Raw genomic sequence first — 24303 nt, forward strand, 5'->3', positions numbered from 1 at the left:
TCGCGACGAGCCCAGCCGTCTCGCGACGAGCCTGGCGGTCTTCGGACGCCGCGAGCGGGCTCAGAGCACCACGAGGTCGTCGCGATGCACGATCTCGTCGCCGCCGTGGAACCCGAGGATCGACGCGATGTCGCGGGTGTTCGCGCCCGCGAGCTTCGCGACGTCGCGGGTGCCGTAGCGCGCGAGCCCGCGCGCGATCTCCGCGCCCGCGGGATCACACAGGGTCACCGCGTCGCCCGGCGAGAAGTCGCCGCGCACCCCGATCACACCCGCCGGGAGCAACGAGCGCCCGCCCGATCGGATCGCCTTCGCCGCGCCTTCGTCGAGCAGCAGCGTGCCGCGCGGGCGCAGCGTGAACGCGATCCAGTGCTTGCGGCTCGCGAGCTTCGCGCCGAGCGGCGCGATCAGGGTGCCCACGTCGTCGCCCGACACCACGCGCTCGAGCGCGCGCCCATCGCGCGCATCCGCGATCACCACCGGCACGCCGCGCTTCGCGGCGCGTCGCGCCGCCTCGAGCTTGCTCGCCATCCCGCCGGTCCCGAGATCGCTCGAGCTCGCGCCGACGAGCGCGAGCGCCTCGCTCACGTCGCTCACCAGCGGCACGCGCTTGCCCTCGCGATCGAGCAGCCCCTCGACGTCGCTCAGCAGCACCAGGAGGTCAGCGCCCGCGAGCGTCGCGACCATCGCCGCGAGCTGATCGTTGTCGCCGAACTTGATCTCCTCGACCGCGACGGTGTCGTTCTCGTTGATCACCGGCACCGCGCCGAGCTCCCACAGCGCGTCGAGCGCCGCGCGCGCGTTCAGATAGCGCTCCCGATCCGCGAGATCCGCGTGCGTCAGCAGCAGCTGCGCGACCGGCACGCCGTAGGGCGCGAACGACTCTTCCCACGCGCGCATCAGCCGGCTCTGCCCGACCGCCGCGCACGCCTGCAGCTGCGCGATCTCGGTCGGCCGTTTCTCGAAGCCGAGCGCGCTGCGCCCCAGCGCGATCGCGCCCGACGACACCACCAGCACCGCGCGACGCTCGGCGCGCAGCGCCGCGATCTGCTTCGCGAGCGCTTCGAACCGCGGCCCGCCGCCGTCGCCCACCAGCGACTTGCTGCCGACCTTCACCACCACGCGACGCCCGTCGGGCGCCGTCCGCTCGTTCATCGCGCCAGCTCTCCGGAGCGCGCGGCGATCGCCGCGTCGAAGTGATCGCGCATGCGCTGCACGAGATCGTCGGGCGCGTCCGCGGCGCCGTCGAGCAGCGCGTCCACGAAGCGCTCGACCGGCCCGCGGCCCTCGGTGTCGAGCTGGAAGGCGGCCTTCGCGGCGCGCGCGATCAGCTCCGCGATCCCGACCGGCACCGTACGCAGCGCCTCGAGCCCCGAGTCCGCCCACGCCTGCTCCATCGCGCTGCGCACGATCGTCGCTTCGAGCTCTCCGAGCGGCGCGCCCACGCGGCGATCCGAGGTCGCGAGATAGTGATCGAGCAGCAGCGCGGAGAGGAACGTCGCGGTCGCGTCCTCGATGCGCGATGCGATCCGGATCGGCGTGAGCGCGCGCGTGATCGCCGATCGCAGGAGGCGCGCAGGCGCGCTCCCGAGCGGCGACGAGAGCCCCGGTCGCGCGAGCACCGCACGTCCCTCGGGCGTGAGCCGAACTCCGCGACGCGCCGCGACCCGACGCATCGCCGAGCCCCGCGCGAGCTTCGCGAGGATCGCATCGACGAAGGGCACCGGCACCACCGACGCCGCGCCTGCGACCGCCGCGTACACCACGACCCCGCCGGTCGCGGGACGCGCGAGCGCGCGCGGGGTCTCGCGCACGATCTCCGCAGCGTGGAGATCCGGCTCGGTGGTCACCTCGGCGTCGATGACGCTCGCCTCGTTCTCTCGCTCGATCGTCACGCGCGCAGCATAGCCTCGCGGAACAACCACGACGACCCGCCGCGTCGTACCATGTGCACCTCGATGCTCGCTTCCGAGCTCCCTGCGTGGATGGCACGTCTCGTCGCGTTCGTGTTCGGCGCGCTCTGGGGCAGCTTCTTCAACGTCGCGATCTATCGCTGGCCGCGCGAGATGTCGGTGGTGAGCCCGCCGAGCCACTGCCCGGCGTGCGGCAAGCCGATCCCCGCGTGGCGCAACATCCCGCTGCTCGCGTACCTCGTGCAGCGCGGGAAGGCCGCGTGCTGCGGCGCGCGCATGACGCCGCGCTACTTCTTCGTCGAGCTGCTCTCGGGCGTGATCGCGGTCGCGATCGCGGAGCGCTTCGTGGTGAACGCCGAGCCGATGACCGACCTCGGCGATGCCGCGATCGAGACGCTGCTCTGGTTCGTGTTCGCAGGCGGGCTGATCATCGCGACGTTCGTCGATCTCGAGTGGATGGAGATCCCCGACGAGGTGTCGATCGGCGGCACCGCGCTGGCGCTCGCGACCGCGACGTGGCGTCCGAGCGTGCCGCTCGAGGAGGTCGCGCTCGGCGCGGGCGCCGGGTTCCTCGTCGTTCAGCTGCTGCTGGTGTGGAGCTGGGAGCGGCTCACCGGCGAGCGCGGGATGGGCGAAGGCGACTCGAAGCTCGCGATGTACATCGGCGCGTTCCTCGGCTGGCGCGGCGCGCTCTTCGCGCTGGTCGCGGGATCGTTCCAGGGGATCGTCGCGTGGGTGATCGCGCGCGCCGCGGGCGCGAAGATCGGCCCGAGCACCGATCACTCGCACGAAGAAGACGTCGCGAAGGACGAGCCCGCGAAGGACGAGGAGAAGAAAGAAGACGAAGAGGACGCGCATCCCTCGCGGCGCATCCCCTTCGGCCCCTTCCTCGCGCTCGGCGCGATCGAATTCCTCTTCTTCGGCGGCGCGATCGTCGACTGGTATCTGTCGTTCTTCGAGTGAGCGAGTGTTCAAAAAATCGGCTCGCTGGCGGAGGGCCCTCCCGTCCGCGTCCGTGCGCCGCACGCTCCCGTGCGGGCCCTCCGCCAGCGAGCACTCCAGCTGGACTGAGCTCTCACCCGATCCGCACGATCCGATGCACCGCGACGCCCTCGCCCACCCGCGGCGCGACCACGCGGTCCTGGGTCTCGGCGAGCGGGTCGGGCGGCGGTGACGCTGCGATCGAGAGCGCCTTCGGACGACGGCCGAGCAGCGTGGGCTCGTCGTCGTCGATCAGCGGCGTCTCCTCGGTCGGCGGCTCGACCGCGACATACGAGCGCCGCGCCTCGCGTGCGTGCGCGATGTCGCTCACGTCGCGCCGCACCGTCGCCTCGCCGGGCAGCGGCGCGTCTCCGCGCGCGATCATCAGCTCGAGATCGCGCACCTTCGCGGCGAGCGCGACGCGCGCCGGGTTCAGCGCGAGCAACGTGCGGTACATCTCGAGCGCGCGCTCGGGACGCCCGCTGCGCAGCACCAGCTCCGCCTCTTGCTCGGGCAGCAGCACGCCGGTCGCGACCTCGTCGTCCCACTCGTTCTTCGGCGGCGGGACCGGCGTCGACTTCGCGCCCGGCACCCAGCCCTCGCCGGTCGGTCGCGCCTTGCGCTTGTCGAGCCATCCCGCGGGCTTCGGCGGCTCGCTCGCGATCACACGGCTCGCATCGATCGCCCCGCGGAGCGCGATCAGATCGCGCAGCCGCTCCCGCGCGACGTGATCGTTCGCCTGCTCGAGCACCATGCGCCGCAGCGCGCGCTCCGCCTCGGCGAGGTTCCCCATGCGCATCTGGAACACGACGAAGCCCTGCCCCGAGAGCGGCACCGTGCCCTTGATCGCGACCGGAGGCTCATCGCCGATGCGCTCGGTCGCCGCGACGATTCGCGCGAGCACCGCGACGATCTCCGGCGCGTCCACCGGTGCCGACCGCGCGATCGCGAGCGCGCCCGGCAGATCGCGATCCGCGACCCGCTCCGCGATCGCCACGCGCAGCGGCTCGGGCAAGCGCGGGATCACGACCTCGTCCGATGCACCCGCCGCGGTCGGCGCGTGCACCGAGAACCCGCGCAACAACCGCGCAGCGAGCGGCACCCGCGCGCGCAGCCACGCATCGCAGACCGCGAGCTCCCGCTCGAGCGGGTCGAGCGCCGCGACCGATCCTGCGATCGCCTCGTCCCACCGCGCACGCTGCGCGCCGGCGAGCGTGGACGGTGGATCTTCGAGCACTTGATCGAGCGCCGCCGCGAGCTCGACCGCGCCCCTCGCCGCGATGCGCGCGCCGCGCGCCACCGCACGCGCCTCGACGAGCATCCCGGCCGCAGCGAGCGCCTCGGCGAGCCCGGCGTCGAGCAGCACCATCGGCCCGCTCGGGCTGTCCTGTGGACGCGCGCGCATCGCGCCCAACAGAGCCTCGCAGCGCCCGCGATCCGGCCCGGAACGTCTCGCGGCGGACTCGAGCAGCAGCATCGCGTGATCGCGCGCGCCCTCCGCGACGAGAGCGCGCGCGACGTGATCGATCGGCGGCAGCGGCATCGCGCGATCGATCCTACACGAGCGCGCTCGGCCCGCTCCGTCTTCCGCTCAGGCGGGCGCGTTCGGCAGCGGACGGAACCAGCGGAGCACGAGGATCAGATCGATCACGACGAACGCGATGCAGAGCAGCACGAGCCCGACGGCCCACGCGTACGAGGGCGGGCTCTCGTCCACGAGCACCACGAACGACTCCGCGCTCGCCGGCGTGCCCATCTCGTCCGCGAGGTGTCCCTGCACGCCGCGCATGCGCGCGCCGAGCTGTCCGAACGTCACGAGCCGCCCCGCGTACTCGGTCCGCCCGCTGCGCGCGAGCGACTCCGGCATGTGCACGAACACGGTGCGCTGCCCGGCGAGCGGGAACACGACGTAGCTCTCGCCGGTCACGATCCGCTGGTAGCGCACCGTGGTCGACGCCATCGGCGTGCCCGCGACGCGCACGAACGTGTTCGTCTCGAGGGTCGCGGGATCGATCTCGGTGACGCTCCCGAGATCGCGCGCCTGCCCTGGCGCGAAGAAGTACGCGAGATCGAATCGCAGCGACGTCGCGAGCGCGATCGACGCGACGACCACCATCGCCATCAGCGTGAGGGTCGCGATCCGGCGCCCCGAGGGCGGTGCGGGCAGCGCGAGGAGCTCGGGATCGACGTCGTCCCGGGTGCGCCCGCTCGTCAACGTGGGGCCCTGGGGCATCCCCAGCGGGGTCTGGTCGGTACGTGCCACGCGGCTTGTGACACCGGTCTAGGCGAAAGGTTCGTGATTGTCGAGAGTGGCTCGACGGAACGCGAAAACGCCGGATCCCGTGAGGAATCCGGCGTTTCTCGTCCGGCTGGAACCCGGCTCAGGCCTTGGCGGCCTTGGCGGCCTTGCGGGCCGCCATGAGCTGATCGACCAGGCGCGGCGTCGACATGCGCTCGAGGCGGGTCTTGTACCCCTCGTCCTTCGAGCGCTTCTCCGCCTCGAGGATCGCCGAGATCAGGCCGCCGCGGCCGCCGAACTCGCTCTTCACGCTCGTGAGCACCGCGTGGAGGTGCAGGAGCTTCTTGTTCGAGACGCAGTCGAGGCCCTTGTCCCCGTCCACGCGGTCGATCCAGAGGTCCCCCTGGGCGAGCTCCTTCACCGCGGAGACGAGACCGGCCTTGTCGTTGAAGCGTTCCTTGACCTGCGCGAGCGGCGAGCTCTTCATGACGGACTGACTCCTGAACCTCGAAGGGCGCGTGGGTTAGCACGCACCGTGGCGACCACGCAAGCGACGAGCGCCCGCTGCGTGCGCCTCGTTGTAACCCGCGCGGGAGCGGTCCACCATCGCCGACTCCCATGAGCACGCCGGAGTTCGTCCACCTCCACGTCCACTCCGAGTACTCGATGCTCGACGGCGCGATTCGCCTCAAGGCGCTCGCGAAACGCGTCAAAGAGCTGGGCCAGAAGGCGGTCGCGCTCACCGACCACCACAACATGCACGGCACGCTGCAGTTCGTCGGGGCGTGCAAGGGCGAGGGCATCAAGCCGATCGTCGGCTGCGAGATCAACGTGCAGTCCGCGCCGCGCGGCGAGCACAAGCCCTGTCAGCACCTCGTGCTGCTCGCGGGGAGCCAGGAGGGCTATCTCAACCTCGCGCGGATCGTCTCGCTCGGCTTCGTCGAGGGCAACCACGACGGAACGCCCCGCGTCGATCTCGAGGTGCTCTCGAAGTACGCGAAGGGCCTGGTCGGCACCACGGCGTGCATGGGCGGCTTCCTCGCGCAGGAGGTGCTGCTCAAGGGAGAAGACGCGGGACGCCGCGCGCTCGCGTCGCTGCGCGACGTGCTCGAGCCCGGCAATCTCTACGTCGAGCTGCAGGATCACGGCTTCCCCGAGAGCGCGCCGCTGAACGAGGTGCTCGTCGAGCTCGCGCGAGATCTCGCGCTGCCGCTCGTCGCGACCAACGACGCGCACTACCTCGAGCGCAAGGACGCGCGCGCGCAGCTCGTCCTGCAGTGCATCGGGGCGAGCCGCGCGTACGTCGACATGGAGCGCGCGCACCACGGCAGCCACGAGCTCTTCCTCAAGTCGAGCGAGGAGATGGTGGAGCTCTTCCGCCACGTGCCCGACGCGATCCGGAGCACGCTCGAGATCGCCGAGAAGTGCGGCGGCGCGTGCGACCCGAAGAGCAAGCCGAAGCTGCCGCGCTTCAAGGTGCCCGAGGGCATGACCGAGGCGGACTTCCTCCGCCATCGCGCGCACGAGATGCTCGAGGGGCGCTTCCGCGAGATCGCGGAGACGAACCGCCTCATCAACCACGACGAGTACAGGAAGCGCCTCGACTTCGAGCTCGGGACCATCATCCAGATGGGCTTCCCGGGTTACTTCCTGATCGTCCAGGACTTCATCAACTGGGCGAAGGATCACAACATCCCGGTGGGGCCCGGACGTGGCTCGGGCGCAGGCTCGCTCGTCGCGTACGCGCTGCGCATCACCGATCTCGATCCGCTGCAGCACAGCCTCCTGTTCGAGCGCTTCCTGAACCCGGAGCGCGTGTCCATGCCCGACTTCGACGTCGACTTCTGCATGGACAACCGCGACAAGGTCATCGACTACGTCCGCGGCAAGTACGGCGACACGTCGGTCGGACAGATCGCGACGTTCCACCAGCTCAAGAGCAAGAGCGTGGTGAAGGACGTGGGTCGCGCGCTCGGCATGCAGCCGCAGGACACCGCGCGCATCGCGTCGATGGTGCCCGATCCGGTGCAGGGCAAGACGGTGCCCATCGCGAAGGCGATGGAGCAGGAGCCCAAGCTCAAGGCGGCGTACGAGGAAGACGCGCAGATCACGGATCTCCTCGACACCGCGATGACGCTCGAGGATCTGAACCGCCACGCGGGCATGCACGCGGCGGGCATCGTGATCAGCGAGGGCCCGCTCTGGGATCACGTCCCGGTCTTCTGCCCCGAGCCGAACGTCTACGTCACGCAGTACCACAAGGACGACGTCGAGTACGCGGGCCTCGTCAAGTTCGACTTCCTCGGCCTCAAGACGCTCACCGTGATCGACATCGCGGTGCGCCTCATCAACCTGAGGCCGGACCGCAAGGACGATGCGTTCGATCTCGCGCGCATCCCGATGGACGACCGCGCGACGTTCGCACTGCTGCAATCGGGCGAGACGACGAACGTCTTCCAGCTCGAGTCGCAGGGCATGCAGAACCTGTTCAAGAAGCTGCGACCCGACCTGTTCGAAGACATCGTCGCGGCCGTCGCGCTCTATCGACCCGGTCCGCTCGGCACCGGCATGGTCGACGACTTCGTGCAGCGAAAGCACGGGCGCGTGAAGGTCGAGTACCCCGACGCGTGCCTCGAGCCCGTCCTGAAAGACACGTACGGCGTCATCGTCTATCAGGAGCAGGTCATGGAGATCGCCCGCACGATGGCGGGCTACACGCTCGGCGGCGCCGACCTCCTCCGCCGCGCGATGGGCAAGAAGAAGGCGGAGGAGATGGCCAAGCAGCGCGCGACCTTCATCGAAGGCGCGCAGGGCCGCGGCCACACCGCCGAGCAGGCGGGGAAGATCTTCGATCTCGTCGACTACTTCGCGGGCTACGGCTTCAACAAGTCGCACTCCGCGGCGTACGCGCTCATCACTTATCAAACTGCTTATCTCAAGGCGCACTACCCGGTCGAATTCGTCTGCGCGACGCTGAGTGCCGACAAGGACAAGATCGAGAAGGTCGTCCGCACGGTCGCGGAAGCGCGTTCGATGGGCATCACCGTGCTGCCGCCCGACGTGAACGAGTCGCAGATCGACTTCGCGGTCGTCTACGACCCGGCGGAGCACGCGCCGAAGCGTCGTCCGGATCGTCCGGTGTCGATCGGTGGCACGCTGCGCGATCCGATGCGCCCGAAGATCCGCTTCGGGTTGGGCGGCGTGAAGGGCATCGGCTCGAACGCGCTCGAGGCGCTCTTCGAGGCGCGTGTCGAGGAGGGCAAGGAGAAGCCCTTCACCGATCTCTTCGACTTCACCGGGCGCGTCGATCTGCGCCGCGTGAACAAGGGCGTGCTCGAGGCGCTCGTGCAGTCGGGCGCGTTCGACGCACCGCACGACGCGATGAAGATCTCGCGCGCCCAGGCGTTCTCGGCGATCGAGGCGGCGCTCGAGCGCGGCAAGCGCGTGAGCGCGGATCGCGCGAGCGGTCAGACCTCGCTCTTCGGGCTCTTCGACGCGACCGCGAAGGCGAGCGTCGATCGCGCGACGAGCTCGGCGTTCCCGCAGGTGAGCGCGTGGGACATGCGCGAGCTGCTGCAGCGCGAGCGCAGCGCGCTGGGCTTCTACGTCTCGGGGCACCCGCTCGATCGGTATCGCAGCGAGCTCGCGCGCTTCGGCAACGCGAACACCGGGACGCTCACCGGTCGCGACGACGGCACCGAGATCCGGCTCGGCGGCGTGGTCGAGGGCTACCGCGAGCGGCCGACGAAGACCGGCGGGAAGATCGGCTTCTTCCACCTCGAGGACGCCGACGGGCGGGTCGAGGTCATCGTGCGCGACCGCGAGATCGAGGGTGCGCGCGAGGTGCTCCAGGCGGGCGAGCCGATCTATCTGGAGGCGCGCCTGCGCTGGGAGCGCGATCGCGACACGCCGGAAGAGGAACAGGGCGCCCCCGAGCCGAAGCTCACGCTGATGAACGTGAAGCCGCTGGCGCAAGCGTTGCGCGAGCGGACGAAAGCGGTGCGCGTGAAGGTGTTCGTGGAGCGCGTCGACGCGAAGAAGCTGCGCGCGCTCCGCGACACGCTGAAGCAGCACCCCGGGCCCTGCCCGGTCGGGCTCGAGCTCGCGAGCGTCGAGCGATGGAGCGTGTCGGTGCCCGAGGTGGGCCTGAGCGTGGAGCCGAGCGACGCGCTGCTCGCGTCGCTGGAGCGCCTCTTCGGCGAAAAGATCGTCGAGCTCAGGTAGCGCGCGCGACGATCATCACCGAGTCGTACTTCCGCGCGGCGGGCGCGAACGCGGTGCGCGCGAGCAGGCCCCACGCGCGGCGCGCGCTGTTGCGCGCGAAGCCGTTCGACCCGCGCGCGTAGAGCGCGTCGTGGATGCGCTGCTCCTCGTCGACCCAGGGCTCCGCGATCTGCCGGTAGTAGCCGGTGTAGCGGACTTCCTCGACGTGCAGGCGCTGCGCGCCGCAGAGCCCGCGCAGGCTGCGCTCGCTGAAGAACAGGAGGTGGCGCGGCACGTCGAACCACGCCCACGCCGGGCCCGATCGCTCGAGCGCGCGGCACGCGTTGTTCGGCACCTCGCACACGAAGCGGCCCGAGGGCTCCAGCAGGCGCGCGACGTTCGCCATCGCGGCGACGGGATCCACGCAGTGCTCGAGCACGTGGATCATGACGACCACGTCGAAGCGCCGTCCGTCGAGCGCTGCGGGGAGCCGCTCGGCCGTGCCTTCGTGCACGTCGAGCCCGCGCTCGCGGGCGATCGCGCGCGCGGCGGGATCGATCTCGACGCATGTCAGGTGGTGTCCGAGGTCGCGCATGCGACCGGCCGCGAGCCCGTTGCCGCAGCCGATCTCGCAGATGCGCAGCGGCGGGCCCGAGAGCACGTCCGCGAGCGCGTCGGGCGTGGGCTTGCGGCGGTCGGCGCGCCACGCGAGGTGCTCGCGCACGCGCTGCTCTAGCGTGCGGCGGCGCGGTCGGCCCCAGTGCGGATCGTGGGTGTAGTAGTCGAGGTCGTACGCGCGAGCGACCTCGTCCGGCGTCGGGCTCGGGTGCAACATCCCGAACGCGCAGCGATCGCACCAGTACGTCAGGTACGCGGCGCGCTCGTCGGGGCGCCGCCAGTCGCCGGGCACGCGCAGCCAGGGGCGCATCGGATCGTGGGAGATCGGGCACGTCGGAGCGGGGCCGCGCACGTCTCTTGGTACCCGTGGTCCAGGAGCCCGCGCAAGAGACGTCCCGCGCCGAAAAGCACGAAGCGCGAGCCGCAGTGACCTGCGCTCGCGCTTCGTCGTTCGTGCTGGAGCGGGCGTCAGGCCGCGAGCGGGAGCGCCATCGGGCGGGCCGCCGGCGCGCGCTCGCTCACGACCTCGACGCCGCTCGCGTGGAGCTGGTCGCTGACGATCTGTGCCAGCGCTTCCATCGCGAGGCGGGTGCGCGGCGTGCCGTCGAGGTGCAGGCGCCCCGCGTACGGCATGCGCGAGGTGAGCGCCCGCACGACCAGCGCACGCGCGGCGAGCACCTCGGGATCACACGCGAGCCCGCCGACGAGCACCGCCTCGTCGACGACCGTCTCGTGCTGCATCTCCGCGCGGACGCGCGCCGCGAACGAGCTCGCGGTCTCGGCGGGACGCTGCGCGAGGATGCGGACGTCGGCGCCGGTCGAGCACAGCTGGTCCATCCAGCTCTGCCACTCGCTGTCGCGCTCTGCGACCAGCACTACCGTCGTCGTCTCGCCCATGATCTCCTCCGCCGCCTCTTGGTGTCCGCGCTGCCGCTCCGTCTCGGCGCCTCGTGAGCGCCTGCTCGTTCGTGGAGGTCGCTCTCAGCAACGCACGTGCCAGCGAACTCTCGTGCGCTCTGCTGCATTCCGCCCCCGATCGAGCGCGTCCGCCGCGCCACACCTGTGTCGTGGCGGTCGGGGCCTTTTTTCGCGTGCGCCAGGGCTCACCACGCCTTCGGACGTCCGAGGTTTGCCGGAGTTCCGTCACACGTCGGCGCCGAACGTCGGATGCGCTGCGGCGCACGTCGTGCGCCGTGGGTGTGCGGTGGCGGGTGGCGTAGCCACCATGACAACCGTGGCATGTGGTTGACGTCGGGCGTGCCACCGCGTCAATCGGCTGGCAGGCGCGGCACAGGGGTGGCGTCACCCGTTTGACGCACTGCGTAACCCACATCCCACTCTCCTTGACCGATCGGGCGCGCCGGAGTAAAGGCTCGCGGCTCTCCCGAGGGCCGTTAGCTCAGCCGGCAGAGCAGCGGGCTTTTAACCCGACGGTGGCAGGTTCGAGCCCTGCACGGCCCAAACACCCCGCGCTCTCGCCGAGGGAGCAGGGCGCGCAAGCCACGCGCGTCGAGCCCGTTCCGATCACCAGTACCGCCGTCCCCATCGTCTAGAGGCCCAGGACTCCACCCTTTCACGGTGGCTACGAGGGTTCGAATCCCTCTGGGGACGTAATCGATCGAGCCGCGTCGCAGACGGCTAGGATCCCGGCGTGGAGCAGATTCACCGGGAGGAAGCTGCGGCGCTGCGCGAGCGCATCCGGGACGGCCGAGCGGAGCGACACGAAGTCGCGGGTGCGCTCAGGGACGTTCCGCCCGGGGCGCGCGACGGCTGGCTGGATCCCCTGTTGGGGCTCGACGCACTCCCCGACGACGGGCCCGAGCTCCCGCCCGACTGCGTTCCGTATCTGCCGTGCTCGGCCGACGTGCTGCTGCGTGTCGTCGACGAGGCGTCGATCGGCGCATCGGACGTGTTCGTCGACGTCGGCGCGGGGATCGGACGAGCCGCGGCGTGCGTGAACCTGATCACGGGCGCCACGGCGATCGGTCTCGAGATCCAGCCTCGGCTCGTCCGGGCCGCGCGCGAGATGGCGGAGGGCCTTCGCCTGTCGCGCGCGGCGTTCATCGTGGGTGACGCAGTGGAGCTCACCCGCTCTCTTCCGAGCGGAACGGTGTTCTTTCTCTACTGTCCGTTCGGTGGCCGGCGTCTCGCGAGCTGGCTGGCCGCGCTCGATCCGATCGCGCGCTCGAGGCCCATTCGGATCTGCTGCGTCGATCTCACGCTGCCACCGCGTCCGTGGCTCACGTGCACCTCGATCACCGGCGAGCTCGCGATCTACCGAAGCATGGCGTGACGCGTCAGCGCTGGTACACGCGCACGTAGTCGACGAGCATCCGCTGCGGCCAGACGTTCGGATCCACGCCGCGCGCGCCGCCCCAGTCGCCGCCGACCGCGAGGTTCAGGATGATGTGGAAGCGCTTGTCGAACGGCCACGCGTCGTCGCCGGTTCGATCGTTGGGCGACGTGTAGTAGCGGACGCCGTCGACGTAGAAGTCGATGCGGTCCGGGGTCCACTCCGCGGCGTACACGTGGTAGCCGCTGGTCGCGCCCGGCACGCGCGTCTGCGAGGTGCGCTGGTTCGGGCTCCGCCAGTTGTACGCGAGCGTGTGGGTCGTCGCGTGGACGACGTCGGCGTCGTATCCGACGTGCTCCATGATGTCGATCTCGCCGCACGCGGGCCATCCGCGGTGCTGATCGTCGGGCATCATCCAGAACGCCGGCCACGTGCCCCAGCCTCCGGGGACCTGGATGCGCGCTTCGAAGCGACCGTAGGTCCAGCTGGCGCGCCCCTGGGTCTTGATGCGGCCCGACGAGTACTCGCCGCCGAAGAAGTCGCGGCGCGCCTCGATCACGAGGTGGCCGTCCTCGACGCGCACGTTCTCGCGGCGGCGGTCGGTGTAGCTCTGGAGCTCGTTGTTCACCCAGCCGGGGCGCTGGACTTCGTAGACCCACTTCGACTCGTCGAGCGTCGTGCCGTCGAACTCGTCGGACCACACGAGGCGCCAGCTCGGCCCGATGCCGACGACGAAGCGCTCCCACGCGCCGTACGCCGCGCCGTACGCGTGCACCGCGGCGCCGCCGCCGTTCTCGGCCAAGACCCACGCGCCCGACGCGAGGGCTTGCAGGCCCACGACGTCGCCGCTGCGCACGACGCCGGAGCCGGCCTCGCGCACGATGCGGAACGTCTCCCAGTCGAGCGCCTCCACGCCCGCTGCGTCGAGCGCGGCGCCGCCACCGTCGACCGCCCGGAAGAAGCGGCCGTTGCCGGTCACCACCGCGACGAGATCGCCGCTCTGCAGCGCGCCGCCGTTGCCGTCGATCAGCGTGAACGTCTCCCACGCGTCGGCGACGCTCGCCGACGCGACCACCGCGCCGCCGCCGTTGTCGACGGCGCCGACGAAGCGATCCGAGCCCGCCGCGCGAAACGTCACGCCCGCCACCCGCGTGCCCTCGACGTCGATGGCGCCGAGCTGGATCGCGAAGCGCTCCCACGCGCCGAGCGCGGCTCCGTAGGCGTGCACCGGCCCTTCCCCGCCGAGCTCGGCCGAGACCCAGTGCCCCGACGTGATCGCCTGGAGGCCGATGACGTCGCCGCTCCGGATGACGCCGGCGCCGTCCTTCACGATGCGGAAGGTCTCCCATCCGCTCGCGGTCCGGCTCGCGGCGTTGAGCGAGCTGCCTCCGCCGTTGGCGGCCTGGAGGTAGTGGCCGCTCCCGGTGCGCAGGTGCACGGTGTCGCCGCTCTCGAGCGCGCCACCGTCGACGTCGACGAGGTCGAAGCGCTCCCACGCGTCCGCGACGGTCGCGGTGGCGACCACGCCGCCGCCGCCGTTGTCGAGCGCGCCGACGAAGCGATTGCCCAGCGTCGCGCGCAGCGTCACGCCGGAGATCCGCGTCGAGAGCGCTTCCTGGGTGCTCTCGAGATCGGTGTCGTCGAGAGGCGCGCACGCGCCGAGGAGGCTGGCCGCGAGCAGCACGTGGGACGTCGATGCGATGCGCGCTCGGGCGACGCGTTGGACCATGACTCGCTCCCTCTGCCGATCGCGTCGATGGGTGACGCGCGGCCGTGCCTGGTGACCCGCGGTCACGCATTCGGGTCACGCGGCGATGGCGAATGCGTGTGTCGTCGCGCACGCTGGCTCGCGATGACCGATCTCTCGTTCGCGCGCGCCGGCGCCGAGCACCACGCGCGCTTCGAGGAGATCCGCGCGGCGGCGTTCGCGCCCGTGTTCGCGTCGTTCCGCGCGATCCTCGGGGACGAGCTCTACGCGCTCGCGCAAGCACGCGACGATGCGGCGCAGCCTGCGCTGCTGGCCTCGTTGCTGCTGCCCGACTCCGGCTGGGAGGTCTACGCGGCCACGCGCGACGGGATCGTCGTCGGGTTCGTCTCGGTGCGGCTCGACGATGCGACGAAGGCCGGCGAGATCGGGCTCAACGCCGTTCACCCCGATCACGGCGGGCACGGCATCGGCACCGCGATGTACGACTTCGCCCTGGCCCGCATGCGCGAGGCGGGCATGCGCGTCGCCACCGTCTCGACCGGCGGCGATCCCAGCCACGCACCGGCGCGCCGCGCGTACGAGAAGGCAGGCTTCGACGCGCAGATCCCGAGCGTGTGGATGTGCCGCGCGCTGTGATCCCGAGGGCGCTATACCGTCGACCGTGTCGAACCAAGCGCCGCGCGGCATCGCGCCCGAGCTGCTCGTCTCGCAAGTCCGCAACACCGCGCCGTACGTCTTCGACGAAGGCGTGATCGAGACGCCGCCCGCGACGTTCGTGCGCGAGCTCGATCGCGCGATGCCCGCGACGCTCTCGCACTTCGAGTACTTCCGGCTCTGCCTCGGCGCGCACTACCTCACGTGCGCGACGCCGGTGCCGACCGACGTCGACAACCAGATCCGCCGCAAGCTCTGGGCGCCCGGGCTTCCGCTGGTCACCGCGCTCGAGATGGGACGGCTCGTGCTCGAGAGCCGCGACTGGGACTTCACGGTGCTCACCAGCCGCTCGAGCTACGGCGCGAAGGGGACCGAGTGGGAGCACGTCGCGCTCAACGGGCACGCCGGTGAGTGGTTCACCGTCGCGGCCGGTGCGTACGCGGCGCTCGGTCAGTACCGCGCCGCCGACGCGAAGACCCTGCGCGCGTCGCTGCTCGACGCGATCGCGCGCGAGACCGAGCGGCACTCGCAGATCTTCGGCTCGCTGTGGCGCGCGAAGGACGGGCTCGGCGCGCTGCTCGCGTCGGTGAGCATCGCGCACAACTTCGGCGATCTCGATCGTGTCGTGGACATGTGGGATCTGCCGATCACCGACCCGCTTCGTCGCGACTTCTACAACCTGACGATCACGCCCTTCGATCCCGAGCGGAACCTGCGCCACATGGGGCGGCTCTGGACCGCGGGCGAGCTCTACAAGTCGGTGATCGACGGCTCGTCGATGGCGCTCGAGAACCACCGGCACTTCGCGCTGCGCAAGCCTCGCGGGCTCCGCGCGCGGCCCGAGCTGCGCGTGCCGCTCGGGCCCTTCTTCGACGAGTGGGGCGGGCGCGTGGCGACGATGCTCGAGGGCGAGAGCCTGCTCGAGACGATCGATGCGCTCGTGAGCGGATGCGAGCGGATGCCTGCGACGGCGGGCTATGCGCGCGCGCTCCACGCGATCCGAGGCGCGCGGCCCGAGCTGCGCGAGCGCTCCGATGCGCTCACCAAGAGCCCGCATTTCCGCGCGCTCCTCGAGATGCCGCGCGAGACGTTCGAGGCGCGCTGGCACGATGCCGCGCTCGCGCTGCTCGACGAGATCCCCGGCCGCGCCTGACGCAGCGACCGCGGGCTCGCTGGTCCGCGCGATGCTCTTCGATCGAAGCGCATGGCCGGCGAGATCGACGTCCCCGAGCCGCCCGAGCTGCCTCCGCTGGAGAGCCGGGCGGCCATGCTCGCGGTGGCGCTGATCACGATCGCTTCGCTCACCAGCACGTGGTGCGCGTTCCAGTCGGCGCTCTGGGACGGCCGTCAGGCGTTCGCCATCATGGACGGGCTCGACCACAACGTGCGCTCGACCGAAGCACACATCGAGGGCAACCAGCGCATGCTCCTCGACGTCTCGACGTTCGTCGCGTGGAACGAGGCCCAGCTGCGCGACGACGCGCGCGGCAGCGCGTTCTACGAGGCGCGGTTCCGCCCCGAGCTCCGCGCTGCGTTCGACGCATGGCGCGAGGCGGTCGCACGCGATCCGAGCGCCGCACCGTCGTCGCCCTTCGTGATGCCGGAGTACTCCCGGCACGAGTGGTCGCGCGGCGAGGGGCTCGCGCGCGACGCGCACGCCTCGACGCTCGAGGCGATGCGGTACAACCGCACCTCCGACGACTACGGGCTCATGACGGTGCTCTTCGCGATGACCACGATCCTCGCGGGCCTCGCCGACAAGCTCCGCGATCGCCGCGGCCGCGAGGTCCTGCTCGGGCTCGCGACGCTGATCCTCGCGGGCAGCCTCCTCCGCGTCGCGACGATGCCGGTGGCGTGGATGGGTTGACGCTCCGGGACCCTGCGTCTCGCAGCCGTCGCCCGACAGGGCCCGATGTCACGCACTGCGCGACGAGGCGCGAACGATCCCGCGCGTGCGCCTCGTGGCACGCCCATCGCTCGGCGGGCGGCCGTGGACTCCCAGCGCAGCGGCACGCGCTCGCGCGCTCGCATCGACGCGATCCCAAGGAGATCGACGATGGCGAACGACTACGACGAGTACGAGCCCGGCAAGCCGTTCCCGGGTCGCATCGGCATGACGGTGGACGAGTCCACGCCGGCGTGGCCCGTGGCCCGGCGCGCGAAGGACGGCGCGCCGAACGTGCTCGTCTTCGTGCTCGACGACGTCGGCTTCGGACAGCTCTCGTGCTTCGGCGGGCTCTGCAAGACGCCGAACCTCGACCGTCTCGCGGCGCGTGGCCTGCGCTACACGAACATGCAGACCACCGCGCTCTGCTCGCCGACGCGAGGGGCGCTGCTGACCGGGCGCAACCACCACACGATCGGCCTCTCCGCGATCACCGAGCTCTCGATGGGATTTCCCGCGCACAACGGGATGGTGGGGTTCGAGCACGGATTCTTGTCGGAGATGCTGCTCGAGCACGGATACAACACGTTCGCCGTCGGCAAATGGCATCTCACGCCGCCCGAGGAGACCACGCAGGCTGGCCCCTTCACCCGCTGGCCGCTCGGTCGCGGGTTCGAGCGCTACTACGGGTTCCTCGGCGGCGACACCGACCAATGGCATCCCGATCTCACCGAGGACAACCGCTCGGTCACGCCTCCGCGCACGCCGGAGGAGGGCTATCACCTCAATGCCGATCTCGCCGACCGCGCGATCCAGATGATCCAGGACGCCGACGCGAGCGCGCCCGAGAAGCCCTTCTTCCTCTACTACGCGACCGGCGCCGGGCACGCGCCGCACCACGTCGAGAAGTCGTGGATCGATCGTTATCGAGGCCGCTTCGACATGGGCTGGGACGAATACCGGAAGCAGGTGTTCGCGCGGCAGCTCGAGATGGGATTGATCCCCGCGAACACCAAGCTCTCGGCGCGCGATCCCGACGTGCCCGCGTGGGACGGCCTCTCGCCCGACGAGAAGCGGATGTACGCGCGGCAGATGGAGGTCTACGCGGCGTTCCTCAGCCAGACCGACCACCACTTCGGCCGCATCCTCGAATGCCTCGAGCGCATCGGAGAGCTCGACAACACGCTCGTCATCGCGATCTCCGACAACGGCGCGAGCGCCGAGGGCGGCGTCCACGGCACGTTCAACGAGGTGCTGTTCTTCAACGGCGTGCCCGAGCGCCTCGAGGACAATCTCCAGCACTACGACGACTGGGGCGGTCCCGACACGTTCCCGCACTACGCCTGGGGCTGGACGTGGGCCGGCGACACGCCGTTCCGGAGGTGGAAGCGCGAGACCTATCGCGGCGGCACGAGCGACCCGTGCATCGTGTCCTGGCCGCGCGGCATCCCCGCGGCGGGCGAGATCCGCACGCAGTACCTGCACGTGATCGACATCGTCCCGACCATCCTCGAGAAGCTCGGCCTCGAGGCGCCGGAGACGATCCGCGGCGTCACGCAGTCGCCCATCGAAGGCGTCAGCTTCGCGCACACGCTCGACGATGCAGCCGCGCCGACCAAGCACCTGACTCAGTACTTCGAGATGTTCGGACATCGCGCGATCCATCACGACGGTTGGCGCGCAGTCTGTCCCTTCCCCGGTCCGAGCCTGACCGAGGGTGCCAGTCGAGGGTGGCAGTTCGGCGCGACGTCACTGACGCGCGAAGTGCTCGAAGAGCTCGATCGCAGCGGCTGGGAGCTCTACCACCTCGACGAGGATCCGTCGGAGACGCGCAACCTCGCGGCGGAGCAGCCGGAGATGCTCCGCAGCATGATCCGGCGCTGGTACGTCGAGGCCGGTCGGTACGGCGTGATGCCGCTCGCGGCGGGCGACGTGAAGCGCATCAACGTCCCGCGGCCGACGGTCGCGCGGCCCCGCGATCGCTACGTGCTCCAGCCCGGCGGGGCGCCGATTCCGTTCGCCGCCGCGCCCCGCGTGTACAACCGCCCGCACAGCATCACTGCCAAGGTGCGGATCCCGGACGGCGGCGCAGAGGGCGTGATCCTCGCGCACGGAAATCGGCACGGCGGATATTCGCTCTACGTCGCCGACGGCCGGCTGCATCACGTCCACAACTACCTCGGGCTCCACAAGATGAAGGTGAGCTCGAATGTCGTGCTGCCCTCGGGCGAGCACACGCTGCGCTACGAATTCGAGCCCACCGGAGCGCCGGATCTCGCGGTCGGCAAGGGTGTGCCGGGGCGCAGTCAGCTCTACCTGGACGGTCGTCTCGTGGGCAGCGTCGTGCTCCCGTTCACCGTGCCCACCGTGTTCGGCGTCGCGGGGCTGAGCTGCGGGCGCGACCACTACGACTCGGTGGTTCCTTCCGAATACCGTCCGCCGTTCGCCTTCACCGGCGAGCTCGTCCAGGTGGTGATCGACCTGTCCGGAGAGCTGACTCGCGATCCGCAGCGCGACATCGATCGTCTCATGGCGCAGCAGTGAGCGATCAGCGGAAGTAGTACATGAACCCGGCGGCGCCCAGCAGCCTCCCGCCGATCGACACGTGCTCGAAGTCGCCGTCCAAGAAGAGCAGATTCCCGCCGATGGTGGCCTCGAGCGCGATGTTCCGGCCGATGAAGGAGCGGATCTTCGCGCCCGCGAGGACCTCTCCGAGCACCTGCAGCTGTCCGCCTGCGGGCTCCAGATATCCGACGCCTCCGCCGACTCCGAGCGAGAAGTCGGCGATGGGCCCGCGGTGGACCGGGAAGAACACGCGGACGGTCCCGCGCACCGAGCTCTCGAAGTCGTCGGAGAGGAAGACGCCGAGGAGCGCATCGATGTGGAGGACGCCGAGATCGTAGGTCGCGCCGAACGCGCCCGCGCCCGCCGTCGGCGCGGGCGCGAGGAGCACGACCTGCGTTCCGAGCCCGAACACCGGGATCGCGAGCTCGGGGACCATCGTCGGCTGCTGCGCGCCTGCACGTGCTTCGGCCGGAGCGTCCGCCGCAGGCGATTCCTCCTCCTGGGCGCGAGCACGCCCTCCGAGCGCGGCGATCAGCAGCGCCGAGAGAAGGACCGAATCGACGGGACTTCGCATCTTCAGCTACCCGGCCGACTCCGACGGGAGCGAAGGCCGAGCCAGTCGCGGCGCTCGAGCGATCTCCAACGGCGCGCCCACGACGTCCCTCGATCGCCATCGGTGCGCGCGCCGCACCAGCCCGCGCGCGGGGAGGACGCACGCCGCGTCCGCACCCGGGGCTCACGCGCGCATCGTGCGGAATCGAGGCGCTGCGGCCCGCCGGCACGTGAGTTGCGCGAATCCTCGAGCCGTGACCCGACGAAACCCGATCGCCGTGGTGCTCGCGCCGGCAGCGTCCGCGTGCGTGCTCCTCCTCGCGGGCTCCGCGCTCGCGCAGACGGCACCGCTCCCGGCCGAGGATCCGCACGCCACCGCTCGGTCGGCGCGCAGCGTCGGTGGCCACGCGTACTCGGAGTTCGAGTACATCGAGCACCCCTTCGTCGCGACGCGCGTCACGAGCCGCACGGGCCTCGGGGTCGCGCAGTTCGAGCTGCGCGGACAGCCCGTGCCCCGGCTCGACCTGGAAGGTGATCTCGCGCAGCTGGATCAGCGATTCGCGCTCGGCATCGCCATCACCGAGTGGCTCGGGCTCGAGGTCGGGGTGCAGGGTGGCGCGATCGCGGGCGTCGACTACGACGCCGGGCTCGTCATCGGCGCGAACGGCTTCGGCGGCGGGCGGCTGTCCGGCGTCCTGCGCGTCGTCGAGACGGACGCGTTCCTCCTGTCGCTGCGCGTCGACGTGAGCGCGGCCGCCGCTGCCGGCATCTCGCCCGCGCGGACGGTCGTCCCTCTGCTCACGGGCCAACAGCCGCCGGAGAGCCGCCTCCGCTCGCCCGAGTTCTCGGGCAGCCGCGGGACCGTCGGAGGCTCGGTCACGGCGGTGCTCACGGCGACCGAGTGGCTCGGCTTCGCCGGCAGCTTCCGCGCCGATGCGCGCCGCGTGGAGCTCGACGACATCGAGGACGACGAGGGCTGGCTCGGCGGCGCGCTCGGCGCGTCGCTCAACTTCGGATCGCTCGGTGTGCCGCTGCAGATCCTGCTCGGCTCGCGCGTGAGCTGGAGCTTCGCCGACGAGATCGACGATCTCGCGCTCTCGGTGATCGAGCCGGCGGACGAGGTCGTCGTCGAGCCCGAGCTCGGGTTCTACTACTTCGATCCGAAGATCCCCGAGCTCGAGCTCGGTCTCAGCACGTCGTTCGCGTTCTCCGACGACACGCGGCGCGGGCGCGTGGGCCTGAACCTCGCGTATTGGTTCTGAGCGGCTCGCGCGCCTTTCGTCGTCCTCTCGCCTCGCGGGGGGTCCCCCGCCACACCCGGCGCCGCGACGCGGATCACGGGTACCTGGGTTGCACGCCGAGCGTCGCTCCGAAGGAGGAGAGACGATGGCGAGCGACTACGACGAGTACGAGCCCGGGCAGCCCTTCCCGGGGCACATCGGCATGACCGTGGACGAGTCCACGCCCGCGTGGCCGATCGCCCGGCGCGCGAAGGACGGCGCGCCCAACGTGCTGATCTTCGTCCTCGACGACGTCGGCTTCGGACAGCTCTCGTGCTTCGGCGGGCTCTGCGAGACGCCGAACCTCGATCGGCTAGCGGCGCGTGGCCTGCGCTACACGAACATGCAGACCACGGCGCTCTGCTCGCCGACGCGCGGCGCGCTGCTGACCGGGCGCAACCACCACACGATCGGCCTCTCCGCGATCACCGAGCTCTCGATGGGATTTCCCGCGCACAACGGGATGGTGGGATTCGAGCACGGATTCTTGTCGGAGATGCTGATCGAGCACGGATACAACACGTTCGCAGTCGGCAAATGGCATCTCACGCCGCCGGAGGAGGCCACTCCGGCAGGTCCTTTCCATCGCTGGCCGCTCGGGCGCGGATTCGAGCGCTATTACGGATTCCTCGGCGGCGACACCGACCAATGGCATCCGGATCTCATCGAGGACAATCGCTCGGTCCGCGCGCCGCGCACGCCGGAGGAGGGCTATCACCTCAATGCCGATCTCGCCGAGCGCGCGATTCAGATGATCCAGGACGCCGACGCGAGCGCGCCCGAGAAGCCCTTCTTCCTGCTCTACGCGACCGGCGCCGGGCACGCGCCGCACCACGTCGAGAAGGAGTGGATCGATCGATATCGAGGTCGCTTCGACGAGGGGTGGGACGCGCATCGAGCGCACGTGTTCGCGCGTCAGCTCCAGATGGGCCTGATTCCCGCGAACACGCGGCTCTCCGCGCGCGACCCCGACGTGCCCGCGTGGGACACGCTCTCGCCCGACGAGAAGCGGATGTACGCGCGGCAGATGGAGGTCTACGCGGCGTTCCTCACCCAGACCGACTACCACTTCGGTCGAGTGCTCGAGTACCTCGAGCGCCTCGGTGAGCTCGACAACACGCTGATCATCGCGATCTCCGACAACGGTGCGAGCGCCGAGGGTGGCCTCCACGGCACGTGCAACGAGATGTTGTTCTTCAACGGCGCGCCCGAGCGCCTCGAGGACAACCTCCGGCACTACGACGACTGGGGCGGTCCCGACACGTTCCCGCACTACAGCTGGGGCTGGACGTGGGCCGGCGACTCGCCGTTCCGGCGCTGGAAGCGCGAGACCTATCGCGGCGGCACGAGCGATCCTTGCATCGTGTGCTGGCCGCGGAGGATCCGCGCGGCGGGCGAGGTCCGGACGCAGTACACGCACGTCATCGACGTCGTGCCCACGGTGCTCGAGGCGCTCGGTCTCGACGCGCCGCGCGCGATCCGTGGTGTGACGCAGTCGGCGATCGAAGGCGTCAGCTTCGCGCACACGCTCGACGACGGAGACGCGCCGAGCGCGCACGTCACTCAGTACTTCGAGATGTTCGGACACCGCGCGCTCTATCACGACGGCTGGCGCGCAGTCTGTCCGTTCCCCGGACCGAGCCTGACCGAGGCTGCCAGTCGAGGGTGGCAGTTCGGCAGGACGTCATTGACGCGCGAAGTGCTCGAGGAACTCGATCGGACTGGCTGGCAGCTCTATCACCTGATCTCCGATCCGTCGGAGACGCACGACCTCGCGGAGGAGCAGCCGGAAGTGCTCCGCAGCATGATCCGGCACTGGTACGTCGAGGCCGGACGCTGCGGGGTGATGCCGCTCGCGGCGGCCGACGTGCAGCGCCTGCTGGTGCCGCGACCGAAGCTCGCGCGGCCGCGCGATCGCTACGTGCTCCACCCGGGTGGCGCGCCGGTCCCCTTCGCCGCGGCGCCGCGCATCTACAATCGTCCGCACAGCATCACGGCGGAGGTGCGGATTCCCGAGGGCGGCGCCGAGGGCGTGATCCTCGCGCACGGAAATCGGCACGGCGGATATTCGCTCCACCTCGCCGATGGCCGCCTGCACTACGTCTACAACTACCTCGGTCTCCGCTACACGAAGGTGAGCTCGAACGTCGTGGTGCCCTCGGGCGAGCACACGCTGCGCTACGAATTCGAGCCCACCGGCGCGCCGGACTTCACGAGCGGCAGGGGCGTGCCGGGGAACGGTCGGCTCTACCTCGACGGGCGCCTCGTGGGGAGCGCCCCGCTCCCGTTCACCGTGCCGCTCGTATTCGGCCTCACGGGGCTGAGCTGCGGGCACTACCACTACGACTCGGTGATCCCGTCCGAGCATCGTGCGCCGTTCGATTTCACCGGTGAGCTCGTCGAGGTGGTGATCGACATGTCGGGCGCGCTGACGCGCCATCCGCAGCGCGATCTCGATCGGCTCGTCGCACAGCAGTGACGTCGATTCCGTGGCGGGTCGAGCCGGTCGCCACCAAGCTCGCAGACGATGATGGAGTCGAGCTTCGAGCCCGCGCGTCGTGGGCGCACGCGACTGCCGAGCGGACGGATGCTGGGCTGGTCGGAGCAAGGGCCGGAGCACGGTGCGCCGGCGCTCTTCTTCGGCGGCGCAGGGACGAGCGGGACGCTCATGATGCGGCGCGACGCGGTCGAGCGCGCGGGGGTGCGCCTCGTCGCGATCGATCGCCCGGGGCTCGGGGCCTCGGATCCGCTCGCGCATCGCACGCTCGCGGACTGGGTCGAGGACGTGCGCGCCTTCGTGAGCGCGCGCGCGCTGGGCACGCCGGCGATCGTCGCGTTCTCGCAGGGCGCGCCGTTCGGGATCGCGTGCGCGGCCGACGAGATCGGTCGCGCGCTGGTGATCGTGTCGGGCACCGACGAGCTCGCGGCGCCGCACCTGTTGCCCCTGCTGGTGCCCGACGTGCGCGGCATCGTGCAGCGCGTGGCGAGCGATCCGGAAGGGACCGAGGCGTTCTTCCGCGGGATGACGCCGGCGATGATGCGCGAGATGGTGCTCGCGATGATCGGCGACGCCGATCGCGCGGTGTACGCGGAGCCGGCGTTCGACGCGACGTACCGACGCGCGCTCGACGAGGGCTTCGCGCAGGGCGCCGAGGGCTATGCGCGCGACACCGTGCTCGCGATGAGCGCGTGGCCCTTCGATCTCGGGCGCATCGCGATGCCGGTCGCGCTCTGGTACGGCGCAGAGGACTCGAGCCCGGTGCACTCACCGGATCTCGGCGCGTCGCTCGCGCATCGCATCCCGAACGCGCGACGCACCGTGGTCGAAGGCGCGGGCGGCGCGATCCTGTGGACCCACGGCGACGCGATTCTGGGGTCGATCTAGAAAGCCGTCGCCGTCGCCGACCACGTCGCC

19 protein-coding genes and 2 tRNA genes are annotated in these 24303 nt (G+C 70.7%); 12 read left to right on the top strand and 9 right to left on the bottom strand.

From position 1 onward, the window contains the following. Positions 1-60: 60 nt before the first annotated feature. The gene (gene proB / locus I5071_RS12425; RefSeq protein ID WP_236605649.1) at positions 61-1152 is read right to left on the bottom strand and encodes a glutamate 5-kinase; all 1092 of its coding nucleotides are present in this window, start codon (positions 1150-1152) and stop codon (positions 61-63) included. Beyond that, entirely contained in the window at positions 1149-1892 is a 744-nt protein-coding gene (locus I5071_RS12430) for a hypothetical protein (protein ID WP_236605650.1), read from the bottom strand. Before I5071_RS12430 ends, proB begins: the two co-directional genes overlap by 4 nt. A 63-nt stretch (positions 1893-1955) precedes the next feature. Here I5071_RS12430 and I5071_RS12435 point away from each other — a divergent pair, with 63 nt between their 5' ends. Continuing rightward, positions 1956-2873 carry a prepilin peptidase gene (locus tag I5071_RS12435; RefSeq protein ID WP_236605651.1) on the top strand — a complete coding sequence of 306 codons (918 nt, stop codon included), beginning with the start codon at positions 1956-1958 and terminating at the stop codon, positions 2871-2873. Between the two features lie 112 nt (positions 2874-2985). On the opposite strand, the gene I5071_RS12440 is transcribed toward I5071_RS12435, so the two are convergent. The 3 genes from I5071_RS12440 to I5071_RS12450 form a co-directional block, all read right to left on the bottom strand. Beyond that, a complete protein-coding gene (locus I5071_RS12440; protein ID WP_236605652.1) occupies positions 2986-4434 on the bottom strand; it encodes a hypothetical protein in 1449 nt (482 codons plus the stop codon). Positions 4435-4482: 48 nt separating this feature from the next. Continuing rightward, positions 4483-5154 carry a hypothetical protein gene (locus I5071_RS12445; RefSeq protein ID WP_236605653.1) on the bottom strand — a complete coding sequence of 224 codons (672 nt, stop codon included), beginning with the start codon at positions 5152-5154 and terminating at the stop codon, positions 4483-4485. 118 nt (positions 5155-5272) lie between these two features. Continuing rightward, the gene (locus tag I5071_RS12450; protein ID WP_236605654.1) at positions 5273-5617 is read right to left on the bottom strand and encodes a hypothetical protein; all 345 of its coding nucleotides are present in this window, start codon (positions 5615-5617) and stop codon (positions 5273-5275) included. A 131-nt stretch (positions 5618-5748) separates the two neighbouring features. On the opposite strand from I5071_RS12450, the gene dnaE reads away from it, so the two are divergent. Further along, a complete protein-coding gene (gene dnaE, locus I5071_RS12455) occupies positions 5749-9354 on the top strand; it encodes a DNA polymerase III subunit alpha (RefSeq protein ID WP_236605655.1) in 3606 nt (1201 codons plus the stop codon). Here dnaE and I5071_RS12460 read toward each other — a convergent pair. Continuing rightward, entirely contained in the window at positions 9347-10261 is a 915-nt protein-coding gene (locus tag I5071_RS12460; protein ID WP_236605656.1) for a class I SAM-dependent methyltransferase, read from the bottom strand. The two genes, dnaE and I5071_RS12460, sit on opposite strands and share 8 nt — an antisense overlap. 158 nt (positions 10262-10419) lie before the next feature. Then, complete coding sequence (locus tag I5071_RS12465) at positions 10420-10848, bottom strand: hypothetical protein (protein ID WP_236605657.1); 429 nt, start codon at positions 10846-10848, stop codon at positions 10420-10422. Between the two features lie 491 nt (positions 10849-11339). Here I5071_RS12465 and I5071_RS12470 point away from each other — a divergent pair. The 3 genes from I5071_RS12470 (at position 11340) to I5071_RS12480 (ending at position 12244) form a co-directional block, all read left to right on the top strand. Then, positions 11340-11412, top strand: a tRNA-Lys gene (locus I5071_RS12470). A gap of 77 nt (positions 11413-11489) precedes the next feature. Beyond that, positions 11490-11562, top strand: a tRNA-Glu gene (locus I5071_RS12475). A gap of 175 nt (positions 11563-11737) precedes the next feature. After that, a complete protein-coding gene (locus tag I5071_RS12480; protein WP_236605658.1) occupies positions 11738-12244 on the top strand; it encodes a class I SAM-dependent methyltransferase in 507 nt (168 codons plus the stop codon). 4 nt (positions 12245-12248) lie between these two features. Here I5071_RS12480 and I5071_RS12485 read toward each other — a convergent pair whose 3' ends face one another. Then, complete coding sequence (locus I5071_RS12485) at positions 12249-13973, bottom strand: glycoside hydrolase family 16 protein (protein ID WP_236605659.1); 1725 nt, start codon at positions 13971-13973, stop codon at positions 12249-12251. A gap of 123 nt (positions 13974-14096) precedes the next feature. On the opposite strand from I5071_RS12485, the gene I5071_RS12490 reads away from it, so the two are divergent. From I5071_RS12490 to I5071_RS12505, 4 genes are all read left to right on the top strand, one after another. Then, positions 14097-14588, top strand: a complete 492-nt coding sequence (locus tag I5071_RS12490) for a GNAT family N-acetyltransferase (RefSeq protein WP_236605660.1) — start codon at positions 14097-14099, stop codon at positions 14586-14588. 25 nt (positions 14589-14613) lie between these two features. Beyond that, a complete protein-coding gene (locus tag I5071_RS12495; protein WP_236605661.1) occupies positions 14614-15759 on the top strand; it encodes a hypothetical protein in 1146 nt (381 codons plus the stop codon). A 51-nt stretch (positions 15760-15810) separates the two neighbouring features. After that, a complete protein-coding gene (locus tag I5071_RS12500; protein WP_236605662.1) occupies positions 15811-16473 on the top strand; it encodes a hypothetical protein in 663 nt (220 codons plus the stop codon). A 189-nt stretch (positions 16474-16662) separates the two neighbouring features. Further along, positions 16663-19035 carry an arylsulfatase gene (locus I5071_RS12505; RefSeq protein WP_236605663.1) on the top strand — a complete coding sequence of 791 codons (2373 nt, stop codon included), beginning with the start codon at positions 16663-16665 and terminating at the stop codon, positions 19033-19035. A gap of 4 nt (positions 19036-19039) precedes the next feature. Here I5071_RS12505 and I5071_RS12510 read toward each other — a convergent pair whose 3' ends face one another. Then, positions 19040-19492, bottom strand: coding sequence for a hypothetical protein (locus I5071_RS12510; RefSeq protein ID WP_236605664.1), 453 nt, complete (start codon positions 19490-19492; stop codon positions 19040-19042). Between the two features lie 370 nt (positions 19493-19862). On the opposite strand from I5071_RS12510, the gene I5071_RS12515 reads away from it, so the two are divergent. From I5071_RS12515 to I5071_RS12525, 3 genes are all read left to right on the top strand, one after another. Next, a complete protein-coding gene (locus I5071_RS12515) occupies positions 19863-20870 on the top strand; it encodes a hypothetical protein (protein ID WP_236605665.1) in 1008 nt (335 codons plus the stop codon). A 124-nt stretch (positions 20871-20994) separates the two neighbouring features. Then, on the top strand, positions 20995-23367 hold the full coding sequence (locus I5071_RS12520) for an arylsulfatase (RefSeq protein WP_236605666.1): 2373 nt from the start codon (positions 20995-20997) through the stop codon (positions 23365-23367). Between the two features lie 48 nt (positions 23368-23415). Continuing rightward, positions 23416-24273, top strand: coding sequence for an alpha/beta fold hydrolase (locus I5071_RS12525; RefSeq protein ID WP_236605667.1), 858 nt, complete (start codon positions 23416-23418; stop codon positions 24271-24273). The last annotated feature ends 30 nt before the right edge of the window (positions 24274-24303 follow it).

Source organism: Sandaracinus amylolyticus (assembly GCF_021631985.1).
Classification (GTDB): domain Bacteria; phylum Myxococcota_A; class Polyangia; order Polyangiales; family Sandaracinaceae; genus Sandaracinus; species Sandaracinus amylolyticus_A.

Coding starts and splice junctions, on each gene's coding strand:
- I5071_RS12485 (WP_236605659.1), bottom strand. CDS start 13,973: ATGGTCCAACGCGTCGCCCGAGCGCGCATCGCATCGACGTCCCACGTG.
- I5071_RS12520 (WP_236605666.1), top strand. CDS start 20,995: ATGGCGAGCGACTACGACGAGTACGAGCCCGGGCAGCCCTTCCCGGGG.
- I5071_RS12435 (WP_236605651.1), top strand. CDS start 1,956: ATGCTCGCTTCCGAGCTCCCTGCGTGGATGGCACGTCTCGTCGCGTTC.
- I5071_RS12465 (WP_236605657.1), bottom strand. CDS start 10,848: ATGGGCGAGACGACGACGGTAGTGCTGGTCGCAGAGCGCGACAGCGAG.
- proB (WP_236605649.1), bottom strand. CDS start 1,152: ATGAACGAGCGGACGGCGCCCGACGGGCGTCGCGTGGTGGTGAAGGTC.
- I5071_RS12510 (WP_236605664.1), bottom strand. CDS start 19,492: ATGGTCCCCGAGCTCGCGATCCCGGTGTTCGGGCTCGGAACGCAGGTC.
- I5071_RS12440 (WP_236605652.1), bottom strand. CDS start 4,434: ATGCCGCTGCCGCCGATCGATCACGTCGCGCGCGCTCTCGTCGCGGAG.
- I5071_RS12490 (WP_236605660.1), top strand. CDS start 14,097: ATGACCGATCTCTCGTTCGCGCGCGCCGGCGCCGAGCACCACGCGCGC.
- I5071_RS12500 (WP_236605662.1), top strand. CDS start 15,811: ATGGCCGGCGAGATCGACGTCCCCGAGCCGCCCGAGCTGCCTCCGCTG.
- I5071_RS12460 (WP_236605656.1), bottom strand. CDS start 10,261: ATGCGCCCCTGGCTGCGCGTGCCCGGCGACTGGCGGCGCCCCGACGAG.
- dnaE (WP_236605655.1), top strand. CDS start 5,749: ATGAGCACGCCGGAGTTCGTCCACCTCCACGTCCACTCCGAGTACTCG.
- I5071_RS12525 (WP_236605667.1), top strand. CDS start 23,416: ATGATGGAGTCGAGCTTCGAGCCCGCGCGTCGTGGGCGCACGCGACTG.
- I5071_RS12505 (WP_236605663.1), top strand. CDS start 16,663: ATGGCGAACGACTACGACGAGTACGAGCCCGGCAAGCCGTTCCCGGGT.
- I5071_RS12450 (WP_236605654.1), bottom strand. CDS start 5,617: ATGAAGAGCTCGCCGCTCGCGCAGGTCAAGGAACGCTTCAACGACAAG.